Source organism: Sporolituus thermophilus DSM 23256 (genome assembly GCF_900102435.1).
Taxonomy (GTDB): domain Bacteria; phylum Bacillota; class Negativicutes; order Sporomusales; family Thermosinaceae; genus Thermosinus; species Thermosinus thermophilus.
Window position 1 is genome coordinate 1 of sequence record NZ_FNBU01000015.1, and the last position, 26,026, is coordinate 26,026.

27 protein-coding genes and 1 pseudogene are annotated in these 26,026 nt (G+C 49.2%); 27 read left to right on the forward strand and 1 reads right to left on the reverse strand.

Features of this window, described 5'->3' with window-relative positions:
* Positions 1-240: helix-turn-helix domain-containing protein (locus tag BLQ99_RS09545; RefSeq protein WP_143005893.1), on the reverse strand; the 240-nt coding region annotated here is incomplete at its 3' end.
* Between the two features lie 104 nt (positions 241-344).
* Here BLQ99_RS09545 and mutS point away from each other — a divergent pair.
* The 27 genes and pseudogenes from mutS to pduL all read left to right on the forward strand — a co-directional run.
* Positions 345-2,075: pseudogene (mutS, locus tag BLQ99_RS09550) on the forward strand (DNA mismatch repair protein MutS); the annotation flags it as partial.
* Positions 2,072-3,880: a DNA mismatch repair endonuclease MutL gene (gene mutL, locus BLQ99_RS09555; RefSeq protein WP_245690405.1), complete on the forward strand. Its 1,809-nt coding sequence runs from the start codon at positions 2,072-2,074 to the stop codon at positions 3,878-3,880. The pseudogene mutS and the gene mutL, both read left to right, overlap by 4 nt.
* 12 nt (positions 3,881-3,892) lie before the next feature.
* On the forward strand, positions 3,893-4,705 hold the full coding sequence (locus BLQ99_RS09560) for a class I SAM-dependent methyltransferase (RefSeq protein ID WP_093690416.1): 813 nt from the start codon (positions 3,893-3,895) through the stop codon (positions 4,703-4,705).
* Complete coding sequence (miaA, locus tag BLQ99_RS09565) at positions 4,693-5,628, forward strand: tRNA (adenosine(37)-N6)-dimethylallyltransferase MiaA (RefSeq protein WP_093690418.1); 936 nt, start codon at positions 4,693-4,695, stop codon at positions 5,626-5,628. Before BLQ99_RS09560 ends, miaA begins: the two co-directional genes overlap by 13 nt.
* Before the next feature lie 44 nt (positions 5,629-5,672).
* Positions 5,673-5,930: an RNA chaperone Hfq gene (hfq, locus tag BLQ99_RS09570; RefSeq protein WP_093690420.1), complete on the forward strand. Its 258-nt coding sequence runs from the start codon at positions 5,673-5,675 to the stop codon at positions 5,928-5,930.
* Between the two features lie 101 nt (positions 5,931-6,031).
* On the forward strand, positions 6,032-6,979 hold the full coding sequence (gene spoVK / locus BLQ99_RS09575) for a stage V sporulation protein K (RefSeq protein WP_093690422.1): 948 nt from the start codon (positions 6,032-6,034) through the stop codon (positions 6,977-6,979).
* A gap of 2 nt (positions 6,980-6,981) precedes the next feature.
* Positions 6,982-7,590 carry a GTPase gene (locus tag BLQ99_RS09580; RefSeq protein ID WP_093690424.1) on the forward strand — a complete coding sequence of 203 codons (609 nt, stop codon included), beginning with the start codon at positions 6,982-6,984 and terminating at the stop codon, positions 7,588-7,590.
* A complete protein-coding gene (locus BLQ99_RS09585; protein ID WP_093690426.1) occupies positions 7,571-8,164 on the forward strand; it encodes a hypothetical protein in 594 nt (197 codons plus the stop codon). Before BLQ99_RS09580 ends, BLQ99_RS09585 begins: the two co-directional genes overlap by 20 nt.
* A gap of 622 nt (positions 8,165-8,786) precedes the next feature.
* A complete protein-coding gene (locus tag BLQ99_RS09595; RefSeq protein ID WP_093690430.1) occupies positions 8,787-9,662 on the forward strand; it encodes a branched-chain amino acid ABC transporter permease in 876 nt (291 codons plus the stop codon).
* Positions 9,663-9,722: 60 nt separating this feature from the next.
* The gene (locus BLQ99_RS09600) at positions 9,723-10,709 is read left to right on the forward strand and encodes a branched-chain amino acid ABC transporter permease (RefSeq protein ID WP_171904645.1); all 987 of its coding nucleotides are present in this window, start codon (positions 9,723-9,725) and stop codon (positions 10,707-10,709) included.
* 3 nt (positions 10,710-10,712) lie between these two features.
* Positions 10,713-11,468 (forward strand): ABC transporter ATP-binding protein, encoded by a 756-nt coding sequence (locus tag BLQ99_RS09605; protein ID WP_093690434.1) that lies wholly within the window; start codon positions 10,713-10,715, stop codon positions 11,466-11,468.
* Positions 11,469-11,474: 6 nt separating this feature from the next.
* Positions 11,475-12,179 carry an ABC transporter ATP-binding protein gene (locus BLQ99_RS09610; RefSeq protein ID WP_093690436.1) on the forward strand — a complete coding sequence of 235 codons (705 nt, stop codon included), beginning with the start codon at positions 11,475-11,477 and terminating at the stop codon, positions 12,177-12,179.
* A 30-nt stretch (positions 12,180-12,209) separates the two neighbouring features.
* The gene (locus BLQ99_RS09615; RefSeq protein WP_093690438.1) at positions 12,210-13,388 is read left to right on the forward strand and encodes an ABC transporter substrate-binding protein; all 1,179 of its coding nucleotides are present in this window, start codon (positions 12,210-12,212) and stop codon (positions 13,386-13,388) included.
* Between the two features lie 678 nt (positions 13,389-14,066).
* A complete protein-coding gene (locus BLQ99_RS09620) occupies positions 14,067-15,326 on the forward strand; it encodes a sensor histidine kinase (RefSeq protein ID WP_245690407.1) in 1,260 nt (419 codons plus the stop codon).
* The gene (locus BLQ99_RS09625; protein ID WP_093690442.1) at positions 15,301-16,938 is read left to right on the forward strand and encodes an AraC family transcriptional regulator; all 1,638 of its coding nucleotides are present in this window, start codon (positions 15,301-15,303) and stop codon (positions 16,936-16,938) included. Before BLQ99_RS09620 ends, BLQ99_RS09625 begins: the two co-directional genes overlap by 26 nt.
* A 256-nt stretch (positions 16,939-17,194) precedes the next feature.
* On the forward strand, positions 17,195-17,533 hold the full coding sequence (eutS, locus tag BLQ99_RS09630) for an ethanolamine utilization microcompartment protein EutS (RefSeq protein ID WP_245690409.1): 339 nt from the start codon (positions 17,195-17,197) through the stop codon (positions 17,531-17,533).
* Between the two features lies 1 nt (position 17,534).
* Positions 17,535-17,990 (forward strand): EutP/PduV family microcompartment system protein, encoded by a 456-nt coding sequence (locus BLQ99_RS09635; RefSeq protein ID WP_093690446.1) that lies wholly within the window; start codon positions 17,535-17,537, stop codon positions 17,988-17,990.
* Positions 17,975-18,250: a propanediol utilization microcompartment protein PduA gene (gene pduA / locus BLQ99_RS09640; RefSeq protein WP_093690448.1), complete on the forward strand. Its 276-nt coding sequence runs from the start codon at positions 17,975-17,977 to the stop codon at positions 18,248-18,250. The genes BLQ99_RS09635 and pduA (BLQ99_RS09640) overlap by 16 nt, the downstream gene beginning before the upstream one ends.
* Positions 18,251-18,286: 36 nt before the next feature.
* Entirely contained in the window at positions 18,287-19,084 is a 798-nt protein-coding gene (gene pduB, locus BLQ99_RS09645; RefSeq protein ID WP_093690450.1) for a propanediol utilization microcompartment protein PduB, read from the forward strand.
* Positions 19,085-19,100: 16 nt separating this feature from the next.
* A complete protein-coding gene (locus tag BLQ99_RS09650) occupies positions 19,101-20,771 on the forward strand; it encodes a propanediol/glycerol family dehydratase large subunit (protein ID WP_093690452.1) in 1,671 nt (556 codons plus the stop codon).
* A 16-nt stretch (positions 20,772-20,787) separates the two neighbouring features.
* Entirely contained in the window at positions 20,788-21,432 is a 645-nt protein-coding gene (locus tag BLQ99_RS09655) for a propanediol/glycerol family dehydratase medium subunit (protein WP_281240884.1), read from the forward strand.
* A gap of 14 nt (positions 21,433-21,446) precedes the next feature.
* Positions 21,447-21,962: a diol dehydratase small subunit gene (locus BLQ99_RS09660; protein WP_093690454.1), complete on the forward strand. Its 516-nt coding sequence runs from the start codon at positions 21,447-21,449 to the stop codon at positions 21,960-21,962.
* A gap of 13 nt (positions 21,963-21,975) precedes the next feature.
* Positions 21,976-23,826, forward strand: coding sequence for a diol dehydratase reactivase subunit alpha (locus BLQ99_RS09665; RefSeq protein WP_093690456.1), 1,851 nt, complete (start codon positions 21,976-21,978; stop codon positions 23,824-23,826).
* On the forward strand, positions 23,807-24,277 hold the full coding sequence (locus BLQ99_RS09670; protein WP_216093657.1) for a glycerol dehydratase reactivase beta/small subunit family protein: 471 nt from the start codon (positions 23,807-23,809) through the stop codon (positions 24,275-24,277). The genes BLQ99_RS09665 and BLQ99_RS09670 overlap by 20 nt, the downstream gene beginning before the upstream one ends.
* 12 nt (positions 24,278-24,289) lie before the next feature.
* Positions 24,290-24,841 carry a BMC domain-containing protein gene (locus BLQ99_RS15300; protein ID WP_093690458.1) on the forward strand — a complete coding sequence of 184 codons (552 nt, stop codon included), beginning with the start codon at positions 24,290-24,292 and terminating at the stop codon, positions 24,839-24,841.
* Positions 24,842-25,123 carry a propanediol utilization microcompartment protein PduA gene (gene pduA / locus BLQ99_RS09680; RefSeq protein ID WP_093690460.1) on the forward strand — a complete coding sequence of 94 codons (282 nt, stop codon included), beginning with the start codon at positions 24,842-24,844 and terminating at the stop codon, positions 25,121-25,123.
* Positions 25,124-25,154: 31 nt separating this feature from the next.
* Entirely contained in the window at positions 25,155-26,018 is an 864-nt protein-coding gene (gene pduL / locus BLQ99_RS09685; RefSeq protein WP_093690462.1) for a phosphate propanoyltransferase, read from the forward strand.
* Positions 26,019-26,026 lie beyond the last annotated feature (8 nt).

Sequence of the window (26,026 nt, forward strand, 5' to 3'; positions counted from 1 at the left end):
GTATACTGCTTGTCCCGTTTCGGGGTAGTATGCCTCATATTCAGTAAGGTCGGAGCGTCGCTGCTTAACTGTACCCCGCTTAATTTCGCGTGAAATCGTACTTGGATGACGGCCAAGTTGCCGTGCTATATAGCGTATTGAGCGCTTCTCACCCAAAAGTGCTTTGATAATTCCGCGCTCATAGGCATTTAGGTGTTCAAAAGACCGTGCAGATGTGGTACACTGTTCTTGGACTTCCATGGCAGAACCCTCCTGTATGGTTTGGATTGAGTCCCCTCATCATACCGGAATTCTACGTGGGAGTCCTTTTTTCATCTTTTGCTGTTGCATTTCATTTTACAATGAACCTATTAGATTTTACCCAAACAGCGATGGGAGGAAGACTCCTCAAGAAATGGCTGGAATATCCTCTGCTTTCCGTCCATGAAATTATCCGCCGCCAAGATGCGGTTGACGAATTGCTCACGAACCCGGGGGTTCGACAAGTACTGCAGGAGACGTTGGGTCATATCTACGACCTCGAACGTATCGTTACCAGGGCTGAGGTGGGAACAGCAAACGGCCGGGATTTGATTGCCCTAAAACAGTCATTAAGTAGTTTACCGACGATTAAATTACATGTCCAATCCATGCAGTCAGCGCTGCTTGGCGAGATTGGCGCAAAAATGGAAACATACGAAGATATTGTTGCTTTAATTGATCGGGCAATTGTAGATAATCCTCCACATTCCGTGCGGGACGGAGGAATTATTAAAGCAGGTTATAACCAGGAACTAGATGAATTACGGGAAATTGCTCAGGATAGTCAACAGTGGCTCATGGCTTTCGAAGCTCGGGAAAGAGAGCGTACCGGCATCAAGTCGTTAAAGGTTGGCTATAACAAGGTATTTGGTTATTATATTGAAGTAACCAACGCCAATCGGGCAGCCGTGCCATCGGAATATATCCGTAAACAGACTCTAACCAGCGCCGAACGCTACATAACACCAGAACTTAAAGAATTTGAAACAAAAGTCCTTGGAGCTCAGGAAAAAATTGTTCAAATCGAATACTATTTGTTCACAGTAGTACGAGATTACGTAAAAAAGCACATAACTAACCTTCAGGAAACCGCGCGGCAGATAGCTATTGTTGATTGCCTTATTAGCCTGAGTGAGGCGGCTGCCCGCTACAATTACCGCCGTCCAACAATTACCAATAATCGCGAGATTATTATTCGCGATGGCCGACACCCGGTAGTCGAGCGCTTATTGGATCGTGAGGTTTTCGTTCCCAATGATACGGAATTAAATCACCAAGACTGTGAAGTAATGATTATTACAGGGCCCAACATGGCTGGTAAATCGACCTATATGCGGCAGGTAGCGCTACTTGTTCTTATGGCCCAGGTAGGTAGTTTTATTCCGGCCCGAGAAGCGGCGATTACGCCCGTAGATCGTATTTTTACCCGTGTGGGCGCTAGTGATGATTTGGCAACAGGACAAAGCACTTTTATGGTCGAGATGAATGAAGTGGCTCATATTCTGAAACATGCAACACCGAACAGTTTGGTGATTCTTGACGAAATTGGCCGCGGCACTTCAACGTTCGATGGCATGAGTATTGCCCGTGCCGTTATTGAATATATCAAAGACAAAATTAAGGCTAAAACCCTGTTTGCTACTCACTATCATGAACTAACGGAACTGGCTGAACAAAAAAAAGGAATAAAAAACTTCACGGTGGCAGTGAAAGAGCGCGGCAGCGAAGTAGTTTTTCTCCGGCGCATTGTACCGGGAGGGGCCGATAAAAGTTATGGTATTCATGTTGCCCGGCTGGCTGGACTTCCCAAAAAAGTGATTGAGCGGGCCCAGACAATCTTAGCGGAACTGGAGCAACATCACTCGCCCGCTTTGGCAGTTACTCAAGTAGCGGCTACTAATTCGGTTGTTGCTTCCCAGGCTCACTTGTCCCTTTTTTCCGACCCAATAATTGAAGAGCTTCTGAAAGTAGATATAATGACGACTACACCGCTGGAAGCTTTAAATATTTTGTTCAAACTGCAAAAAATGGCGAAAGAAGGTAGTGGCCGATGATCACTACTATACGGGTATTGGACGAAACCACCGCTAACAAGATTGCTGCCGGAGAAGTGGTAGAGCGACCGGCTTCGGTAGTAAAGGAACTGGTGGAAAACTCTATTGATGCGCAAAGTCATTTCATAGAAGTAGAGATCGTCGATGGCGGCATAAATTATATCCGGGTTTCGGATGACGGCATCGGCATGTGCGCAGCTGACGCCCGATTGGCCATATTACGCCACGCAACCAGCAAAATTCGTACAGCCGATGATTTATATAACATCCAATCGCTGGGATTTCGCGGCGAAGCTTTACCCAGTATCGCCGCGGTTTCCCGTTTTACGCTGACAACCCGGCTGCATTCTGAACCGATAGGAACTTACATTGAAATTCAAGGCGGCCAGGTAACAGATATGCGTGAAGCCGGCAGGAACGTCGGTACTACCGTCACCGTCAGCGATCTTTTTTTTAATACGCCCGCACGGCGCAAATTTCTCAAAACCCCTGCTACCGAAAGTGCATATATCCATGATATTTTAGGCAAGATTGCGCTTGCGCGACCTGATATTGCCATAAAGCTAATAAATAATAAACGTCAGGTACTGGCGACAACCGGTACCGGCCGCCTTTTAGATGCGGCAGCAAGCTTGTACGGCTATAAAGCGGCAGCAGAACTATTGCCGCTGGATTATAGTGATGGAGATATTCACATCACAGGTTATGTGGGCAAACCGCATCTTGTAAAAAGTTCGCGTCAATGGCAAACCTGGACGGTCAACGGGCGCACCATTAGCAGTCGCATGCTGTCCAAAGCATTGGATAACGCCTATCACTCGCTGCTGCCCAAGAACGGCTTTCCGCTGGCAATTATTCAGATTGTCATTCCATCTGACAAGGTAGACGTTAACGTCCATCCGCAAAAGAGTGAAGTGAAATTTAGTGATGAACAGGCTGTGTTTCGAGCAGTTTACAAAGCTGTGTTATCAGCTTTACAAGCGGCTAAAGGGCCACAACAGATTGCCGCCACAGTTTCTCTTCCAGTCTCATCACCGGCGAAGCCTGCAGGAGAAATAAGCAGACCAACCGAAAAAAGGCCTGTTTCACCCGTACTATATGCACCCAGGCAAAGCGGTGAAGCTTTATGGCGGGAAGAGACACTACCGGTTACAACGGCCCGAGAAACCATGCAATCCGCGACTGAGCTGCCGGCGGTACGTTACGGCCTGCACCAAGATACACCTGGCCGATCAAGTTTGGCCTTGCGTGCCCTTGGTCAAATTAGTGACTGCTTCATAGTGGCTGCGGGTAGTGACGGATTATACATTATTGATCAGCATGCCGCCCATGAGCGTATTTTATATGAACATCTTGCGCAAGGCGCTGGCCGGGCGCCGGCGCAGCAATTGTTGGTACCGCGGGTTGTTGCCCTTGATGAGCGGGATATCGAATTGGTTCTGCAAAATGAGCCGCTCTTCTATGAATTGGGCTTTCGTCTTGAACAAATTGGCCCGCGCTCAATGCGTTTACTTGAAGCTCCGTCCGATATTCCGGGAACGGAGATAGAAGGTTTGCTGCGCGAAATTCTCGGCGCTCTTCATAATATGCAAACTCCTAAGGCCCACGAAATCCGGCATATTTTTTTACAGACTGCCGCTTGCCGCAGTGCGATAAAAGCAGGGGAAAATCTTAATATGCGCCAAATGCAGGCGCTTATTGACGAATTGTGTTCTACTAACCGTCCTTATACTTGCCCTCATGGTCGACCGGCAATCGTGCGGTTTACCGACGACGACCTGGCCAAAATGTTTAAACGTCAATAAATAAGGTGAGACATGGAATTACTAGTGACAACATCTGACAGCCCGACGACGGCAATGCTGGAAACTGGTCACAAAATTGCGACGGAATTGGGCGCCTTGTTTGTGCCAAAAAAGCGTACTTCGCTTACTACCCTTAAAAAGCAGTATAATGTCGACCATATAATTGTTGTTACCCGAAATGGGCCGGTGGTACACACTCCCGGTGGAGAATATTTTTTTCATTTAAGCATGGCCGAACTGCGTATAAAAAATCTTAGAAATGGTAAACATGACCATATGATAACTGCCATGAAGTTAGAAAAAGGCATGTCGGTACTTGATTGTACCCTTGGGTTGGCAACCGATGCCATTGTAGCCAGTTTTGTCTTGGGAAAAGACGGTTTATTGGTGGGACTAGAGCACTCACCTATAATAGCGATGGTTGCGCGTTGGGGGTTAGAGAATTTTGACGCCGGCGACAGCGAGATAAATGGTGCTTTGCGGCGCATCCAGGTCAAGCAGGGAAACTATGAAGAATACCTGATCGCTCTGCCGGATAATAGTTTTGATGTCGTTTATTTTGACCCTATGTTTCGTCGTCCGGTTTATACCAGTTCTAGCTTAAGACCGCTTCGTTATCTGGCTAACCACAATCCGCTGACAAGCAGCGCTATTGCTTCCGCCTGTCGAGTAGCAAAACGACGGGTTGTAATGAAAGAGGCTGCCGGAAGCGCTGAATTTGAACGGTTAGGTTTTAAAACCTTGATAGGCGGCAAGCACAGTAGTATTCAGTATGGCGTTATCGATCTTGAACCTAGTGCCGGAGGACGACCATGGAGCGATTGATTGCCATTATTGGTCCGACTGCCGTTGGCAAAACGCAGGTCAGTATTGATTTGGCGAAGATGCTGGCTTCTGAAATCATATCCGGTGATTCTATGCTGGTTTATCGGGGCTTTGACATTGGTACAGCTAAACCAACGCTCGCGGAGAGGCAAGGGATTACACATTATCTTATTGATATTCTAGGTCCCGAGGAAGAATTCAGCGTAGCCGAATTTCAGCGTTTGGCATCTTACTATATAACCCAAGTGAATACCAAAGGTAAAATACCTATTCTTGTTGGTGGAACAGGACTTTATGTCAAAGCGCTTCTTGAAGGGTACAAGTTTAATAGAACCGCTGGCGATGAAATGTTCCGCTTGCGGCTTGAACAAATGGCGGACATTCACGGCAATCAATATTTGTACAACATGCTGTCCCAGGTAAGTCCTGCAACGGCAGCGCGCCTGCACCCCAATGATCGGCGCCGCATTATTCGGGCCCTGGAGATTTACCACCTGAGTGGCGAGGAAGTTTCCCAGGAGAAACTTGCCCGTGAAAAAAACCTAATCTATGATGCGCTTGTTATTGGGTTAAATATGAACAGGAACAGTCTTTATGAACGAATTAACCAGCGGGTCGATCTAATGGTAGAACGCGGGTTGATTAATGAGGTTCGCTATCTATTAGAGTCTGGTATCTCTCCGGAATGCCAGGCCATGCAGGGAATAGGTTATAAGGAAATAGTTCTTTATTTGAAGGGGGAAATTACCTTACCCGAAGCAATAGAGAGAATAAAAAAAGGGACGCGTAACTTTGCCAAGCGCCAACTCACATGGTACCGCAAGATGCCTTATATCCACTGGGTGCAGATCGACCATTTCCCTGATTACGACAAATTGATGGAATATATTTACAGCCTAGTTGCAGGAAAGTTTTATCTCTAGTAGAATAAAATAGTAAAAAACATGCAGACGGAGGAGTTGCTTACATGACAACTAAAGTCATCAACCTTCAAGATAGTTTTCTAAATCAAGTCCGCAAAGAAAACGTACCTGTAATTATCTACCTTGTCAATGGCTTTCAACTTCGCGGTTTAGTGAAGGGCTTTGACAATTTTACCGTGATAATGGAAAATGAGGGCAAACAACAGTTGGTATATAAACATGCCATTTCCACCATTACACCGTTTAAGCCTCTTGCCCCCGGGCTGCATGAGAAAAAGGAAGAACCAAAAACGGAAAAATAGCGAAAATGCTCTAAGCTTTCTAGCTTAGAGCATTTTTTATCACCGTTTATCGGCGAGTGCATATAATGTAATCATCGATACCCCGAGGTGAGGTGAAAGGAATGTCGTACCTTTGGCCTCAAGATGTACTTTCCGCTATTGAAAACGGTCATCTTTCACCCAAAGATGCTTTTCACTATTTGCGTGACATGGATCAGTCTATCCTACCGGCATCGCGTCAGGACGGTAGCGCGGCCCACCAACGGGTCGAGGAAATTATGCGTGAACTTGATAGTCTCATTGGACTAAGAGAAGTAAAAAAACTAGTACGTGAAATTAATGCCTTTATCGAAATCCAAAAGCGAAGAGAAAAGGAACATTTAATTACCGATCCGCTTGTTTTACACATGATATTTAAAGGCAATCCTGGAACAGGCAAGACAACCGTTGCCCGTATTATGGGTAAAGTTTTCCGGGAGATGGGCGTTTTGAGCCGAGGACATCTTATCGAAGTTGAACGGGCGGATTTAGTAGGCGAATATATTGGCCATACGGCCCAAAAGACGCGTGAACAATTGAAAAAAGCCTATGGCGGAATTCTCTTCATTGATGAAGCCTACTCATTGGCACGGGGAGGCGAAAAAGATTTCGGCAAAGAGGCAATTGACTGTCTGGTAAAAGCAATGGAGGATAAAAAGGACCAGCTTATCCTAATTCTAGCCGGTTATCAAAAAGAAATGGAGCAATTTTTACAAACAAATCCTGGTCTGCGGTCGCGTTTTCCTATACATATTGAGTTTTCCGACTATACAAAGCAGGAATTAATGCAAATCGCCGAACAAATGTGCGCCAAACGGCAATATAAGCTCTCGCCGGAAGCAAAGGCTTTACTGGAAAAAATGCTTGTACCTCCTACGAAAAATAGCGACGAAAATTTCGGCAACGCCCGCACGGTTCGTAACATCATTGAAAAGGCAATCAGACGGCAGGCAGTTCGATTGGTAGTGAAGGCGAACACTACCCGTGAAGAGCTTATGACGATTGAAGCCGCTGATTTAGCGGAGGTGTAATTATGCGCGAATGTGCTGTAGTCGGACGTCCGAACTCTGGGAAGACCATGTTTGCCTTGAATTTTGCCGCGTTTCTTGGTAGCAAGACAGTAGACATTACTTTTCGCACCTATGATGGTCTGCTAACTTGCCGACACTATACAATTGAGGAAGCGCGGCGTGAACTTTGTAGTTTGACGGCCCACAAGACGCGCTCCATACAGTCAATGATATTGAAAATGCCGGTCGGCAAGGCAACAGTCAACTTTAAGTTGACTGACACATGTGGCATTACCGAACATATTCATGCGGATGAAAGTATTCGTCGCGGTATGGCACAAACAATCGGTCTCATGCGGACGGCCGATTTAATCTTCCATATTATTGATGCCGCTGACTTCCCGGGGGAAGTTATAGCGAGCAAGGACAACAATATCGACTGGGAAATATATACATATGGTACGGCACGGGGTAACTATGTACTCCTTGCTAATAAGATAGATTTAATCATAGCGAAAAATAACCTGCCGAAACTGAAGGACTATTTCCCGGAGGCTTTGATAATTACTATATCAGCCCTCTACTCTCAGGGGTTTAAAGAGGTGAAGGCATATGTGGCCCGCAATCTCTGATTTCGTTGTTACTGTTGTAGCGGTAGTCTTATGCGCCGCGGCGGTTAAGCTTGTCGACGACTTTCTTGATCAGGAATTGGACCGGATTGCCGGAAGAACGAACTGGAGCGAATTTTTAGGGAGCGGTGCAATGGTCTATGCAATAATTCTTATCGTTTTCGCCGCATGCATCAATGCTTCGGTTAGTTTGCCGTTGTTTTTAGCTAGCTATATAGTTGGCATGTTCATCAATCTTGATCATAATTTCCCGACACGGCTTAAAGGATGGCAAGAGTCCCTTATCGTATTTGGATTAGGCGTACTCTTTTTTGAATGGTCAAATATGGTTTTTTCTTTACTTTTTATTTTGGGTGTACAACTAGTTGATGATTGTCTTGACATTTATAACGACCGTCGGGCGGGCTATCATAACTGGGCTTACCGGCTGGGAATTATGGAATGTCTCCTTGTAGCTGGGTTGGCTTTTACGGCAGCCTGGTGGCTTGGTGGAGACCGTTTTCTGCCAGTTTTATTTGGAACAGCAGCTTTTTATATTGGGCTATTAAGCTGTCAGGAGGCCAAAATATGTCGGTAAGTTTAGCATTGTTCGTTATGTTCGGGTTGTTTTTAATAGGATATCTCCTGGGACAGCGGCAGGGGCTGAAGCATGGATATAAATTAGGGCAGGCTGCGATACCGCTTATGCTTAGGGAGCGGTCTTTAGAACTTGGATACTGTGTTCTATGTCGACAGGGTGATGGACAACAGTTTTTGCGTAGTGCCGGTGACATAGTGTTAAAATAACGCTTCACCAGCAAAAACAGCGAGAGGGTAACCTTCTCGCTGTTTTGCTTTAAACTTGGATGCTAAATAAGCTAAAAACTAATGGGAAAAGTCATGCGCCACATTTAACAGAAGCTTATATCTATTTATTTTTTTTGAAGTTAGTATTTTCAGGCTTTACAAATTGCGAGGCCTTGGCCGTATTCTGCTTGTCCTTGTCAATAGTTTCACCTGAGTTCCGCATATTGCTTCGCCTCCTGCAAGTTACAGTTTTAGGTGTCGCAAAGATTATTGTCTCCGAGAACAAGAGAAAAATTCATATAGCATTCCGCATATTTATACAAACAACATGCATAAATACTTGAAAATACGGTTGTTTATTGGTATAATAATTCCAACAGTAAAAAATGGTATAAGGGAAGGGAGGCAAGATTATGCAGGAATTGGTTCAACAAATTGTGAACGGGTTAGTGTTAGGCAGCACCTATGCGCTGATTGCACTGGGGCTTACGATGATATATGGAATCCTAGGTATTGTGAACTGGGCCCACGGCGAATTGTATATGCTTGGTGCTTTTATCGGCTTCTATCTGGTAGTGAGTCTTAAATTACCGTTCATTATTGGTCTGATGGGGGCAATGGGAATAATGGCCTTGTTTGGGCTAATGATGGAACGGTTGGTTTTCCGCCCGCTTCGGGATGCACATGAAATGAATATGATAATCGGAACACTGGGCATCTCCATCTTTCTGATGAATGCGGCTATTGTCATATTCAGTCCTAACCCGCTGCGATTTCCTACCGAATTTTCAAACACTTACCTATCTTTTTTAGGCATATCAATTACCCTCCAGCGGCTCCTGGTATTCTTCATAACAATAGGCCTTATTATTGTGTTCAATTACATTATTCAAAAAACAACAATTGGCAAAGCCATGCGGGCTTGTGAACAGAACCAGGATGCTGCTAAATTGATGGGTATCAACATCAATAATATTTCACTCATTACATGTGCCATTGGTGCCGCATTAGCTGCAGCTGCTGGTACTCTGGTCGGCCCAATTTTTTTAGTATCGCCACAAATGGGGTTAGCCGTTATATCTAAAGTTTTTGCCGTCGTAATTTTAGGTGGTTTAGGCAATGTTGCTGGGGCCATTTGGGCCGCATTTACGCTCGGGCTTGCTGAAAGCCTGGCAGCCGGTTTTCTCTCTTCTTACTACAAGGATGTCATTGCTTTTATCATTTTGATTATTGTCCTAGTTTTTCGACCGCAGGGATTGTTCAGCTCCCATTCTGTTGAGAAAGTGTAGGTGGTAAGGATGTATAAAACGGTAAAGCGGACGGTCGCCGGAAGCGCAGTTATTACGGTATTGGCGTTGCCGTACCTCGGCATCAAAACCTATTACCTGCATATTGCCATATTAAGCCTGATAAATGCTCTACTGGCCCTCGGTCTGAATGTTATTGCCGGATATACAGGTCAGCTTTCTCTTGCTCAGGCCGCTTTTTTCGGTATTGGCAGTTATACAACAGCGCTGTTGATGCTGCAGCAAAAAATAAGTTTTTGGCTAGCTGCCCCGTTAGGGATTGCGTGTGCTACACTTATCGCTATTCTAATCGGAATTCCGACGCTACGATTGAAAGGCCCGTACTTTGTCATTTCCACGCTTGGCTTTGGCGAGATAGTCCGTCTGATATTGCTTAACTGGGAATCAGTTACGCGCGGTCCCAATGGTCTCCCGGGCATACCGGCGCCTGATCCCATCTCGCTTGGTTTTACCGTTCTTGCGTTTGATACCAAGGTAGCCGCTTATTATTTAAACTTGACTGTTCTGCTCCTGGTACTTGTAGTGTATTCCAATACCATTAATTCGCGCGTAGGTCGCGCATTGCGGGCTATTCGCAATGACCAGATTGCTGCTGAAGTGATGGGGATAAATCTTACGTTCTATAAGGTATTGGCTTTTGCCGGAGGAGCTGCTCTTTCCGGACTTGCAGGAGCACTGTATGCCGGCTATATTCGTTTTATCAGCCCAGATACATTTACGCTCGGCGAAGCGATAAACATTCTTGTTATGATGGTTCTCGGAGGCATGGGGACAATTATTGGTCCCATTTTGGGCTCAGTAATAATCACTTATCTTCTGGAAACTATGAGAATTTTAGCCGACTATCGCTTAATTATTTATGGCTTATTAATGTTTATTATTATCCTTTATTTACCAAGCGGCTTTGCCGGTTTATTGACAGCGACGGGAGAAAAGATCGGCAAATTTTTCGTTGCCAGTGAAAAACCAGCGCCTGTATGCCGTGGCTCGGCAAAGGAGATATCTGAACCTGTTGAAAGTGAGGTCTGATTTATGCTGCTTGAGTGTGTTAACCTCACTATGAAATTTGGCGGACTGACCGCCGTAGACCATGTTAATTTGAAAGTGCAGGCCGGAGATATTATCGGGTTGATTGGCCCGAATGGCTCAGGAAAAACAACCATATTTAATATAATCTCTGGATTGTATAAACCTACCACAGGACAGGTTCTTTTTGAAGGGTCAGATATTGCCCGTCGACGCCCTGATTTTATTACTAAGGCCGGTGTGGCCCGGACGTTCCAAAACATTCGCCTTTTCGCCGATATGACTGTCTGGGAAAATATTCAGGTCGGGCGACACTGTCGTTATCGGCAGGTATTATGGGATGACATGTTCCACACATCACGGCAAGCGGCTGAGGAACGATATGCAAACCAGTATATATATGAACTTTTGGTTTTATTCCGTATGGACCATCTAAAAGATGAAATTGCCAAAAACTTGCCTTACGGATTACAACGAAAACTAGAGATTATTAGGGCGCTGGCGTCAGAGCCGAAATTAGTGTTGCTGGATGAACCGGCAGCCGGAATGAACCCACATGAAACAAAGGACTTAATGGATTTTATTCTGAAGATCCGAGATATGGGTATTACGATTTTAGTGGTAGAGCATGACATGAAACTGGTAATGAATTTATGCAACCGCATCGCTGTGTTAAATTACGGCAAAAAGATTGCGGAGGGTAGTCCACGCGATATTCAAAGTAACGAAGAGGTGATTAAAGCCTATTTAGGAAAGAGGTGAAGGATAGTGCTTAGCATTAACAATCTTAGCGTACACTACGGCAAAATTTGGGCTCTAAAAGGAATAGACATGGAGATAAGCCAGGGTGAAATCGTCTGTCTTATCGGGGCAAACGGTGCGGGCAAAACGACTACTTTGCGTACGATCTCAGGACTTGTCAAACCGACCGACGGTACGATTCGTTATAAAGGTATGTCCATCGGAAATTTGGAACCACCTGATATTGTCCGGCATGGAATTAGCCATTGTCCTGAAGGGCGGCAGGTATTTCCTCGGATGACGGTCATGGAAAACCTCGAAATGGGCGCCTATACAAGAAAGGATCGTCATAAGCTAACCGAAGATTACCAACGGGTTTTTGACTATTTTCCTATTCTGGCCGAACGACGCTGGCAACTTGCCGGTACTCTTTCCGGTGGCGAACAACAGATGCTGGCGATTGGCAGAGCGCTTATGTCAAGACCCCAACTATTGTTGCTTGACGAACCGTCACTTGGACTGGCGCCCTTCCTGATGGAAAAAATCTTTGAAATCATCCAAATGATTAACAAAGAAGGGGTGACTATATTACTAATTGAACAAAACGCCTACCAGGCTCTCACAATTGCCCACCGCGGCTACGTAATGGAAACAGGCTATATTAGTTTGAGCGGTAGCGCGAAAGACCTGTTGCATAACGAACATGTAAAAAAAGCTTATTTAGGCGAATAATGACGACAAAGATGGGAGGCAAACGTCAGTATGATAATGGATGGGAAAATACTAAAGAAAATTTGCTTTGCACTCGCTACTATATTGGTACTTGCTTTATTGGCCGCAGGGTGCGGTTCTTCTGCTTCGCAAGGAACCAAAACGGCGCCAATCAAATTCGGTGTAATTGGCCCTTATACAGGACCTAACGCTAAGCCGGGCCAAAGCATGAAGCAGGGTGTACTGCTTGCCGTGGAAGAAATTAATAAAGCCGGTGGCATTAAGGGGCGGATGCTCGAACCGATTTTTGAGGATGATGCCTCGGTACCTGCTCAGTCAGTGTCTGCTACCGAAAAATTAATAACAAAGGATGAAGTTGCTTTTCTCATTGGTACGTTTAACAGCTCTACCACGCTGGCCGACATGAAAATAATTGATCGCGAAAAAGTCCCGATGCTGGTACCCATAGCAGTGGCAATTGAGATAACGGAAAGCGGCAACAAGTGGGTATTCCGTAACTGTGCCACCAATCCTATGCAAGCGACCCAGTTGATGACTTACATTTTCAATAATACTAAACAACGGAAATTTGCTATTATTCATGAAAACACCGACTATGGCAAAGGACTGGCAACCGCATCCGCAGCATTTATCAAGGAAAAAGGCGGAGAAGTTATTACCGAAACGTACAGTATCGGCGACACTGATTTTTATGCTCAATTAACCAAGGTCAAAAACTACGAGCCCGATGCGATCATTATTTGTGGCAATTTATCTGAAGGCTCGCAGATTACCCGTCAAATCAAAGAATTGGGTATTAAGGCACAGCTTTATGGTTATGGAGGATTGTCTTCATACGACTACAATAATATCGCAGGTGGCTCCAATGAAGGTCTAATCGCTACCAGTTATTTCGAGAGCAATTCTCCTAACCCGCTGGCCCAGAATTTCGTTAAAGCTTATAAAGCTAAATTCGGCGTTGACCCCGATATGTTTGCCGCCGCTATATATGAAGCCGTCTACATTGCCAAAGCGGCAATGGAAAAAATGAGTGACCAAAAGGATATTGCCAGTTTCCGCAGCGAGCTACGCAATGCTTTAGCGGCAACGAAAGACCTGCCGGGCGTCCAAGGCCCTACTACTTTTGATAGCAAAGGGCAAGCCGTCAAACAAGTTATGATTGTTCAATGGCATAACGGGCAGAAAAAAATTCTTTTTCCAACTAACTAAAACACTAGCGAACAACCTGGTTCCTTAAATGAAATAGGAAAAATGACCATATTTCTTTCACACATCGGATAACCATTTGTCGGGCCATAAATGTTTTGCTATCGTTTATTCCAATTTTGCCGGGAATACCGGACCTGGCAGGAATTCGGCCGGTTTAAGGGAATAACAAAGAAGAAAACTGAATATTGCCACCAGATAGGTACCTCTCACTCGAGAGGATAATAGGGAAGAAAACGGACAGGTTTCGGCTTGAAAACGCCGCGGTCGCGCCACTGTAGTCGGCGAGTTGCCTGCAACCCACCGTACTTTTTCCGGGAAGGTGCAGGAATAGCAATGACCAGTTGCCTATCTGGCATTGCCTCCGCATCAGAGGCAATGCCAGAAGGATAGTATGGTCAATAAATTTTTTGTAACCCTAGCCTTAATGGCTGGGGTTTTTGGTTTAGCAGGCTAATGAACGAAACTCACTGTAGGAAAGAGTGCCTCCGTATCAGCATGGTAGAGGCTGCCTGTATAATTATCAATGGAATGAGCTGGCTACTTTCGACGAGGCCGGCGTAGCCAGCGGCGGTTAGCCCGGGTATCATTCCCGGGCAGGCGCCAGGCAGGAATTTTCCTCCCTGCAGCCAATACTAAATGGAAAAGTCTGTTAAATGGTTTGAAAGCAGGGGGGTGGCTGTGCAAAAGCATCTCGGTTTTTCCCTGGACGAAATTGTCAATGTGAAAGTGCTTCAGGAAATACAAGATAAGTTTGCCGAAGCCACCGGTCTGGCGGCTGTCATTGTGGATAGCGAAGGCTGGCCGGTGACCAACCCCAGCAATTTTACCAGGTTTTGCAAGACTGTCCGTTCGGTACCGGCGGGATTGGCCCGCTGCATGGCTTCGGATGCACAGGCCGGACGGATAGCTGCCAAAACGCAGCAGCCTTGTATATACCACTGTCACAGCGGTCTTACCGACCTCGCGGCTCCTATTATTGTCCAAGGCCAATACATAGGAGCATTTCTGGCCGGGCAGGTAGTAGTGTCCGACGATATTACCTATGATGCCATAGGGCAGGTACGCCAGCGGGCTGCTGGCCTGGGGCTGGACATGTGGCTGGTTGATGAGCTGTATGCCGAAATTTCGGCTGTCCCGGCAAGGCGGGTAAAAGCAGCCGCCGACCTCTTGTACATTATGTCTAATTATATAATTGAAATTGGCATGACCAATATTATTCAAAAACAGTTAATGGCAGAAATGAAGGCCAAGACTGAGCTGGAACGCATGCTGCAAGAAGCGGAGCTCAAAACTCTGCAGTCTCAGGTAAACCCTCATTTTTTGTTCAACACTTTAAATACGATTGCCAGTTTGGCTTTGCTGGAAGGAGCTCAGCGCACTCAGGAAATTGTTTATGCTTTGTCTGACTTATTACGGACTAGCCTGCGTAATAACCAGCAGGTGGTGACTGTTCGGGAAGAGGTCAAATATATTCAAGATTACCTCCTGATCCAAAAGGCTCGGTTTGGCGACCGCATCAAGTCATCAATCATAATTCCCGAAAAACTTTTGAACAACAAGATACCCTTTATGACTCTGCAGCCCTTTGTAGAAAATGCAATTATCCATGGTATTGAGCCGCAAAAAGGCGGCGGCCAGATTATTGTGTCCGGGTACGCCGAGGGGAACAACCTGTTGCTAACTATTACCGATACAGGTATTGGTATTAGCCAAGAACAGGTCAACAGAATTTTTCAGGAAGAAAAACGTGGAAATACGCACGGCCATGTCACCGGACTGGGTATTATTAATGTCCATAAGCGCATTAGACATCATTTCGGCAGTCCATACGGCATAAAAATTGCCGGACAACCCGGGAAAGGCACACGGGTAGAAATTCTTCTACCTTATACTGTTGAAGGTGGTAACCAGGATGTGCAAACTATTAGTAGTCGATGATGAACATTTGGAGCGGCAAGCTATACAGTTTTTGGTTCATACCCGCTGTCCGGAGATAAAAGTGGTGGGAGAAGCTGACAATGGCGAGACAGCAGTACAGGCCGCTGTTCAACAGCGCCCGGACATGGTAGTGATGGATATCCGCATGCCGGGCATGAACGGCCTTGAGGCTATGGCTGTAATTTGCCGCCGGCTGCCGGATGTCAAAGTAATTATTCTTACAGCTTTTGATGAATTTGATTATGCCCGGGAAGCTGTCAAGCTTGGCGCCGTTGAATATTTGCTCAAGCCGGTGCGCCCGGACGAGCTGGTCCGGGTGCTTAACAAAGTAGCTGACCAGGTAAGAGAAGAAAAAAGACGGCAGGCGGAGACTATTGCACTACGCCGCCAACTTGAGCAGGCCATTCCGTACATCCAGATGTCGCTGGTCTATGACTTGATGACCGGCAGCATCGTCAGTGCTGACGAAGTGAGAGAGCGGGCCGCCCTTTGCGGAGTGCGGCTTGATGCTGTAGCCACCATGGTTCTGGATATTGACCATTTTGCCCGTCTAACCAGGCATGACAGTGAACTTGATAAGCAGCTCTTAAAGCAACAGGTTTATCACACCGTTTGTCAGGCTATTGGCAGTTCTGGGCTGGTTATGCCGTTCAGCAGTGACAGTCTGGTAGTTATTATAAGCGTTGACAGCAGTTTAAACAGTGACCAAATGACTAAAGCGGTCATCACTGCGGCTGAAGTTATCAGGGACAAGGTAAGTTCCGCGCTGGGCCTGACGGTGACTATTGGTGTGGGCCGCTGCTACCAGAACCTTAAAGATGCCGGACGCTCTTATACTGAGGCGCTGGCCGCCGTACGCCAGGGTTTCTTTGTGGGGACAAACCGGGTAATCCATATTGAGCGACTGCCCAACCATGTAGCCGGGTCGGTGGTTTATCCTTTCCATATTGAAAAGACTATTCTCGACAAAGTACGCTGCGGTGAACGCCATGCTGCCAAAACAGCCATTTGTCGGCTGTTGGATGAGATTGTGGCCGGAAGTAACAGTATGGTGAGCGTCCAGGCCAGTGTATTGGAACTTCTGGTAGTATTGTCACGGGCTGCCGTAGAAGGCGGAGCCAGCATTGAACAACTCATATTGCTTAATTTCGATTCCATAAATGCGCTGGAAAAATGTCGGTCCCCGGAGGCTGTTCAGCGCTGGTTGCTGGAGGCTGTTGATCAATATTTTGATAATATGCTGGAAAACCGCTCAACGGTAAACCGGCGGGTTATTAATAAAGCCTGTGAGTATATAAGCCAGAACTACCGACACAACCTGACTCTTGAAGAAGTCGCCCAGACTGTTCATCTTAGTCCTTATTATTTTAGCCGGCTGTTTAAACAAGAAACTGGCAAAAACTTTGTAGAGTACTTAACTGCGATAAGGCTGGAGAAAGCTAAAAAAATGCTGAGGGACACCCAATTCAGCATCACCCGGGTTGCCATGGAAGTCGGTTATCATGACGCCAGCTATTTTAGCCGGGTATTCCGCCAGGAAACAGGAATGACGCCCAACCAATACCGCACCAATACTGGTAAGGGCAATATTTTGAGTAGTGGCGGCAATTAAGTGCAATACATAAACAGAATACTTAGCGTAACCGGATTTGACCAGGTATTGCCTGGTCTTTTTTTGTTGTTGGCCGCAATATTGTCTGGCTGTTTTGTTTTATCTGCAACGATAGCCGGACTGGTTGCGGGCCAGGAAAACGTTCCAGACAAAAAATTCTGAAAACAAGACAAAAATGGGCCAAGGATGGACAAGGGGATATGACTAAATGCTATCAGCATATAGCAGCGCTGTTATTCTATTGGAGGTGGCGCAGTTGGCGGAAAAACCGCGGGTAATCCAGGAATATGTGCCGGGTAAGCAGGTAACGCTGGCCCACCTTATTGCCAATCCGCGAAAAGAATTATGCGAAAAATTAGGCCTGCCTCTGAGCGGGGCGCTCGGCATAATAACAATTACGCCTTGCGAGGCCGCTATTATCGCCGCTGATATTGCGACCAAAACGGCGGCGGTGCAAGTCGGTTTCTTGGACCGGTTTACCGGTTCGCTGGTAGTCTGCGGCGCAGTATCCGCCGTTGAAGCTGCGCTGGTTCAGGTAAACGACATGCTGGCCAAAGGGCTAGGCTTTACCGCCGCCCGCCTGACGCGGTCATGATATGGCAAAGGTAATGATTGTCGGTCCGGTAGGGGCCGGCAAAACAACGCTTGTTAATGCCCTGCGGGATTATCAGCGGCCGGCGTGTAAGACTGCCAGCATCATTTTCGACGGTGACATAATCGACACCCCTGGAGAGTATTCGCAAATACCCAGGTTTTATCCGGCGCTGCTGGTAACGGCCATGGATGCGGCGCTGGTCATATTGGTCCAAGACGCGTCCACCCGGGAAGTAAGCTTGCCGCCAGGCTTTGGCGGTATGCTGGCCCGGCCGGTTGTCGGCGCTGTTACCAAGATTGACTTGCCGGGCGCTGACAGCGCAAGAGCGGCATCCCGCCTCCGCGCCGCCGGTGTCCGGGATAAAATATTCTTTGTCTCGGCCATGACCGGACAGGGGATTGAAGAGCTCAGCCAGTTTTTAAACGAAAGGGGGTGCAATCTATGGGCGAAGCATTAGGCATGGTGGAAACCAAAGGCCTTGTCGGGGCTATTGAAGCGGCTGACGCTATGGTAAAAGCGGCCAATGTTGTATTAGTCGGGTACGAAAAAATCGGTTCAGGTCTGGTGACGGTCTTTGTGCGTGGCGATGTGGGCGCCATTAAGGCAGCCACTGATGCTGGCGCCGCCGCAGCCCGCAAAGTGGGGGAGGTCGTGGCTGTACACGTCATTCCGCGGCCGCATGCCGACGTGGAAAAAATCCTGCCGAAAGTCAAGTAAGCCGGATAATTTTGGTTATTGAAAGGGGCGAGATATATGCAAGAGCAGTTAATTGACAAAGTGATGGAGGAAATTAAAAGGCGTATGGAAACGGCGCAGACGAAAGCTGCCGCCGGCAGCGAACAGGCGGCCTGCATTTCCCCGACGCCTGGCATAACTGAGTTTGTCGGTACTGCCATGGGGGACACCATTGGCCTGGTGATCGCTAATGTTGACCCCATACTGCACGAAAAAATGAAACTTGACCCACGTTTCCGCTCTATAGGCATTCTGGGCGGACGTACCGGGGCTGGCCCGCATATCATGGCCGCTGATGAAGCTGTCAAGGCTACCAACACAGAGATTGTCGCCATCGAATTGGCTCGCGACACCAAGGGCGGCGCCGGCCACGGTTGTCTCATCCTTTTCGGAGCCGAAGAAGTCTCAGACGCCCGCCGTGCCATTGAAGTAGCCTTAAAGGAACTTAACCGGACATTTGGCGACGTTTACGCCAACGACGCCGGGCATATTGAGCTCCAGTACACCGCCCGGGCGAGCTATGCCATTAACAAGGCCTTTGGCGCTCCTCTCGGCAAAGCTTTTGGCATCGTAGTCGGCGCTCCAGCGGCCATTGGGGTGTTGATGGCCGATACGGCAGTTAAAACGGCTAATGTGGAAGTTGTTACTTATGCCAGTCCGGCGGGGGGTACCAGTTTTACTAACGAGGTCATCATTACCATCACCGGCGATTCTGGCGCTGTCCGCCAGGCAGTTATCGCTGCCCGGGAAGTTGGCCGCAAGCTGCTGGAAACAATGGCCGGTCCGGCGCCGTCACTGACTACGCCGTATATCTAAGAAGGGGGAATGGCCGATGCAACGTTCCAAACGTTTTGAAGCGCTGGCTGCCCGCCCGGTAAACCAGGACGGCTTTGTCGTGGAATGGCCGGAAGTTGGCCTGATTGCTATGGGCAGTCCTAACGACCCAGTGCCCAGCATTAAGATTGAAAATGGCAAAATCGTTGAGCTTGACGGCAAACCGCGCGCGGAATTTGATTTTATTGACCAATTTATTGCCGATTATGCCATAGACATTGCCGCCGCTGAGAAGGCCATGGCCATGGATGACCTAGCCATCGCCAAACTTCTGGTAGATGTCAACGTGCCGCGGGAAGAAGTATTGAAAATTACCCGCGGTCTTACGCCGGCAAAGATTGTGGCGGTTCTTAACACCATGAATGTGGTGGAAATGATGATGGCCATGCAGAAAATAAGGGCCCGCAAGCGCCCGTCCAACCAGTGCCACGTGACAAATTTACAGGATAATCCAGTGCAAATTGCCGCGGATGCTGCCGAAGCCGCCATTCGCGGTTTTGATGAAATGGAGACAACCGTAGGCGTTGTACGCTATGCTCCCTTTAATGCTCTGGCCCTGCAGGTGGGAGCACAGACGGGGCGGGGCGGGGTGCTTATCCAGTGCGCTCTTGAGGAAGCGACGGAACTGCTGCTCGGGATGCGCGGCATTACCGCTTACGCAGAGACCATTTCTGTTTATGGTACGGAAAACGTCTTCGTGGACGGTGACGATACACCCTGGTCCAAAGCTTTTCTGGCCTCGGCGTATGCTTCGCGGGGTTTGAAAATGCGCTTCACGTCCGGTACCGGTTCGGAAGTCCAGATGGGCTACGCCGAGGGTAAATCAATGCTCTATCTTGAAGTGCGGTGCATTCTCATTGCTAAGGGCGCCGGCGTGCAAGGACTGCAGAACGGCTCAATCAGCTGCATCGGAATTCCGGGAGCCGTGCCTTCGGGCATCCGCGCCGTACTGGCCGAAAACCTTGCTGCGGCCATGCTTGACTTGGAAGTGGCATCAGGCAACGACCAGACGTTTTCCCATTCCGACATGCGCCGTACGGCCCGCCTGCTGATGCAGATGCTGCCAGGTACCGATTTTGTCTGTTCCGGCTACAGTGCCGTACCCAACTATGACAACATGTTCGCCGGCTCCAACGTCGATGCCGAAGATTATGATGATTGGTATGCCATTCAGCGCGACCTCATGGTTGACGGCGGCATCAAGCCGGTAACCGAAGAAGAGGTCATCGCTGTCCGCAATAAAGCGGCGAGGGCGCTTCAGGCGGTATTTAGGGAACTTGGCTTTCCGCCCATTACCGACGCCGAGGTTGAAGCCGCTACTTACGCCCACGGCAGTAAGGATATGCCGCCGCGCAACGTGGTGGAGGACCTTAAAGCTGCTGACGATATGATGAAACGGGGAATTACTGGTCTTGATATCGTTAAAGCTCTGGCGAAAAACGGCTTTAACGATATAGCGGAAAACGTGCTTGGCATGCTGAAACAGCGCGTTTCGGGAGATTATCTTCACACCTCTGCTATCCTTGACAGCAAATTCAACGTAATCAGCGCTGTCAACGACCGCAATGACTACCGCGGTCCGGGCACAGGCTACCGTCTGAGCCCCAAACGTTGGGACGAGATTAAAAACATCAACCAGGCGGTCAAACCTTCAGACTTCGATATTTGAAGGAAAGAGGTGCAATATGATGCAGATAAGCGAACAGGCAATCCGAGAAATTGTTATACAGGTGCTCCAGAGCATGTCTTCGCCGCCGGTGCCGCCTATAGAAACAGGTGAACGGGCTATGACCATTGTGGAAAAAGGCGAAGCCCATGTGGGTACCCGCACTGACGAGGTGATAATCGCCCTGGCGCCGGCGTTTGCCAAGTTCCAGCACAAAACCATCGTTAATATTCCCCACAGCAAGGTGCTGCGGGAATTGATCGCCGGTATCGAGGAAGAAGGATTGCGGGCGAGGGTTGTGCGGATACTGCGCACTTCTGACGTGGCCTTTATCGCTCATGACGCGACTAGGCTCAGCGGTTCGGGCATCGCTATCGGCATTCAGTCGCGGGGTACGACAGTGATACACCAAAAGGATCTGCCTCCGCTCAGTAATCTGGAGCTTTTTCCCCAGTCGCCGCTCCTTGATCTGGCAACTTACCGGGCTATCGGCCGCAACGCCGCCAAGTACGCCAAAGGCGATTCTCCCGCACCGGTGCCGACGCGCAATGACCAGATGGCCCGCCCCAAATTTCAGGCTAAAGCGGCTATCCTGCACATTAAGGAGACTGAACATGTAATTGCTGGCGCCAAACCGGTAGAGTTGGAAGTCCGGTTTAAATAGAGGGGGTGGAAAAAATGCTGCAGGAAAAAATGGTTGAAGATATTGTCCGGGAAGTCCTGAAATCCATGTACCATGCTAAGGCCGGCGCTCCTGCCGTTTCCACTGCGCCACGGGGCAAACTCGATCCTGACCGGGATTACCCCCTGGCGGCCAGGCGGCCGGAGCTGCTGAAAACACCCACAGGCAAAAACTTTGGTGACATTACTCTTGACAAAGTCATGAAGGGCGAAGTATCGCCAGAGGATGTACGCATTACTGCTGAGACGCTGTGCTTCCAGGCGGAAATCGCCGAGGGCGTTGGCCGTACTCAGTTCGCCGGCAATTTGCGGCGGGCAGCTGAACTCACGGTCATCCCTGATGAACGCATTCTCGAGATTTACAATGCTCTCCGGCCGTATCGCTCTACCAAGCAAGAATTGCTTGCTATTGCCGATGAATTGGAGCAAAAATATAATGCCAAGATTAATGCCGCATTTGTGCGGGAAGCTGCCGATGTATATGAACGCCGCAAACGCTTAAAAGCGGAATAGGATGTGAACTCCCATGGCGATTATAGCAGGCGTGGATATTGGCAATTCCACTACGGAAGTATGTATTGCCAGCATTAACGCCAATGGTACGACACAATTTCTGGCCAGCAGCATTGCAAAAACTACGGGCATCAAAGGTACGACGGCTAACCTACCGGGAATCGTCACGGCCTTGGAAGATGCCTTGAAAAAAGCTGGCTTGACGATAAGCCAGCTTGCCGAAATCCGGCTTAACGAGGCCACTCCGGTTATCGGTGATGTAGCGATGGAAACCATTACCGAAACCATCATTACCGAATCTACCATGATCGGGCATAATCCCGGCACGCCAGGAGGAATTGGGCTGGGAGTCGGCCGAACCGTCGCTTTTGCCGACCTGCCTTATATTCAGCCTTATGACAAGGTAATCTGCGTTATCGGCGCCGGCGTCGATTTTGCTGATGCGGCGGCAGCCATCAATTCGGCGTTGGAACGGGGGGTCGACGTCCAGGGGGCGGTTGTGCGTCAGGACGATGCCGTACTTATCGCTAACCGGTTGACCAGATCTATCCCTATTGTTGATGAAGTCACTTTTATCGAAAAAGTTCCCCTCGGCATGCCGGCTGCGTTGGAAGTGGCCGAGCCGGGACAGACCATCCGTACTCTGTCCAATCCGTATGGCATTGCTACCGTGTTTAACCTGTCATCGGAAGAGACCAAGCTGGTGGTACCCATTGCCCGGGCGCTTATTGGCAACCGGTCAGCAGTCGTTATCCGGACGCCGCAGGGCGACGTGAAGGCCAGGACAATTCCCGCAGGCTTTGTGACCGTCGTGGGGCAAAAGGGGCGGGAGGACATTGACCTTGATGCCGGGGCGTCCAAGATCATGGCGGCGGTGGAAAGAGTCCAGCCTGTTATTGATGTGAAAGGCGAAGCAGGTACCAATGTTGGCGGCATGCTTGAGCGGGTACGGCAAGTAATGAGCGAACTTACCGGCCAGGTGTTGGCTGATATGCGTATCCAGGACATTTTGGCGGTAGACACTTTTGTTCCGCAAAAAGTGCAAGGGGGTCTTGCCGGCGAGTTTGCCCTGGAAAGTGCTGTGGCCCTGGCGGCGATGGTGAAAACCAGCCGCCTGCCTATGCAGCAGATTGCGGACGAACTTACCAGCCGGCTCGGCGTGCCGGTGATCATTGCCGGGGTGGAGGCCAATATGGCTATATTGGGCGCGCTGACCACGCCTGGGACAGCGAAGCCGCTGGCCATTTTGGATATGGGCGGCGGCTCGACCGATGCCGCCATTATTACCAGGGACAACCGGGCTACGTCCATTCACCTGGCTGGGGCCGGCGATATGGTAACAATGCTTATTAATTCCGAGCTTAGCCTTAATAATTGGGAATTGGCTGAAGACATAAAAAAATACCCGCTGGCGAAGGTGGAAAGTTTGTACCATATCAGGACGGAAGACGGCACGGTGCGGTTTTACCAAGAACACCTGCCCCCCGAAGTTTACGCCCGGGTAGTCATTCTTAAAGAAAACGGTATGACGCCTATTCCGGCCGACCACCCCATGGAAAAGATTCGCCATGTCCGCCGGGAAGCCAAAAAACGGGTATTTGTCACCAATGCCTTGCGCGCGTTGACCCGGGTTGCTCCTACGAGCAATATTCGCCACATCGATTTTGTCGTAATGGTAGGCGGCTCGGCGCTGGATTTTGAAATTGCTGATATGGTGTCCGACGCGCTGGCTGAATACGGCATTGTCTGCGGCCGAGGCAATATCAGGGGCTGTGAGGGGCCGCGCAACGCTGTGGCAACCGGTCTGGTACTGTCTTATCCTGGCGGAAGGAGGGAAAACAACCGTGACGCAGGCGCCGGTTAAGCCAACGGTGATGGTTGGTTATGCCCCTCACCCGGACGATACCGCCAAGTTGCGGGAAGTGGCGGCTGGCCTTGAGGAAGAGGGCATACCCTACACTATTAAACCGGTCGATGAGGCTGATACTGTTGCTATTGCCTATGCCGCCGCCTGTGCGTCCCCCCTGGGGGTAGGACTTGGAATAAGGGAACGGGAAATGTGTATCCATTATTACCGGCTGCCGGAAACCAAACCGTTATTTCTGTCGACTGGCGGGAACGGCCCGGCTGTATGGCGGTGGTTCGGCTATAATGCTGCCAGGCTGGTTAAAGGCACACCATTTAAGCCCCAGCCAGATGTCCAGACCGCACCGTCCGGTGTGGCAGAGCCGGATAGCGCGGCAGAGCTTAAAGACATGATTGTCCGTACTATTTACAAAGTCCTTCAGGAGCAAATAACCCCACCACGTCCATGAGGAGGTGGATACATGGCTAATAATGCCTTAGGTATGATTGAAACAGTAGGCCTGGCCGCTGCAATTGAGGCCGCAGATGCCGCGGTCAAAGCGGCAAGTGTCACTTTGCTCGGCTACGAACTGACCAGGGGCGGTGGCTTAGTGCTGGTCAAATTGATCGGAGATGTAGGAGCGGTTAAGGCCGCGGTCGCAGCCGGCGCCCAGTCAGCCCAGAAGGTCAACAAAGTGTGGTCCACTCATGTTATCGCCCGGCCGCACCGGGAAGTGGCGCCAATCATCCAGAGCAGGGAAACAGTAGGGTGTCAGGCGGCCGCGCACCCCGCCGCATTGGGGGAAAGCGGTCTTATGCCGGAAAAGACCGGCGGGGAAGACTATCAGGAGGAATACGAACTTGCCGAATTGGATAAGCCGGATGACGGTAATGACCAGCAGGAAGAGATTGTACCGACTAAGCGAGGGGGCGAACTCTGCAATCTCTGCGGTGATCCGGCGTGCGGGCGAAAAAAAGGCGAACCCAAGTCAACCTGCATCAATTACAAAAAGGGATATAAGGAGGACGAATAAATGCGGGGAGAAGCATTAGGCATGGTAGAAACCAAAGGTTTGGTAGGCGCGGTAGAAGCGGCTGACGCCATGGTTAAGGCGGCTAATGTCACCCTCGTTGGTTATGAAAAAATTGGCTCAGGGCTGGTCACCGTCATGGTGCGCGGCGATGTGGGGGCAGTCAAGGCAGCCACCGATGCCGGCGCCAGCGCTGCCCAGAAAGTAAGCGAACTTGTATCCGTCCACGTCATTCCGCGGCCTCACGCCGACGTGGAAAAAATCCTGCCCAAAACCAGCGGCTGAGCGGCGCCGCGCCGAAAAGCAGGTGACCTAGGTGGAACAAAGCGTTATTGAAAAAATCGTCGCCGAAGTTCTAGCCCGGCTACAAGATAAGCCGTTAGACCATCGTGGTATTCCCGTGGGAATATCTAATCGCCATATCCACCTTTCCGTCCGGGACATCCAGGTACTGTTCGGTCCAGGGTATGAGCTGACCAAGCTGAAAGAACTTAATCAACCTGGCGAATTTGCCGCCAATGAGACGGTTATATTGGTAGGGCCCAAAGGAGTAATAAAGGACGTCCGCGTTTTAGGGCCGGTGCGTAAGTTTACCCAGGTGGAAATTTCCCGGACGGACGCCTTCCTGCTCGGCATCAATCCGCCAGTGCGGGATTCGGGACAAATTGCCGGGTCGGCCGGCATCACGGTGGTAGGCCCACATGGAGCGCTTGTCCTGACGGAAGGGGTTATTTGCGCTGCTCGGCACCTGCACATGAGCCCAAATGATGCCCTCCGCTTCGGAGTAAAAGACGGTGACCGCATTTGGGTGGAAATAGAAGGCGAGCGCGGGACAATTTTTAAAAATGTATTGGTACGGGTTCATCCCAATTTTCGCCTGGAACTGCACCTGGATATCGATGAAGCCAACGCCGCGGGGGTAAAGAACGGCGATATAGTCAGAATATGGCAAGAGAGAGTTAATATGGCGGGAATGTCGCCGCCTCAGGTCCTATCCGCGATGGATATACAGCCAGCGGCGTCGCCTGCCAAGAGAAGAGTGGTCAACGCCGAGGCAATAAAAGAGGCGGCGTTGAGCGGCGCCAAGGTCTTTACGGTAGCTAAAGGCGAGATCGTGACTCCTTTGGCGCGCGATATTGCCCGGGAGTGCGGCGTGGAAATTGTCGTTGCCGACAGTTAGTGCGTGTT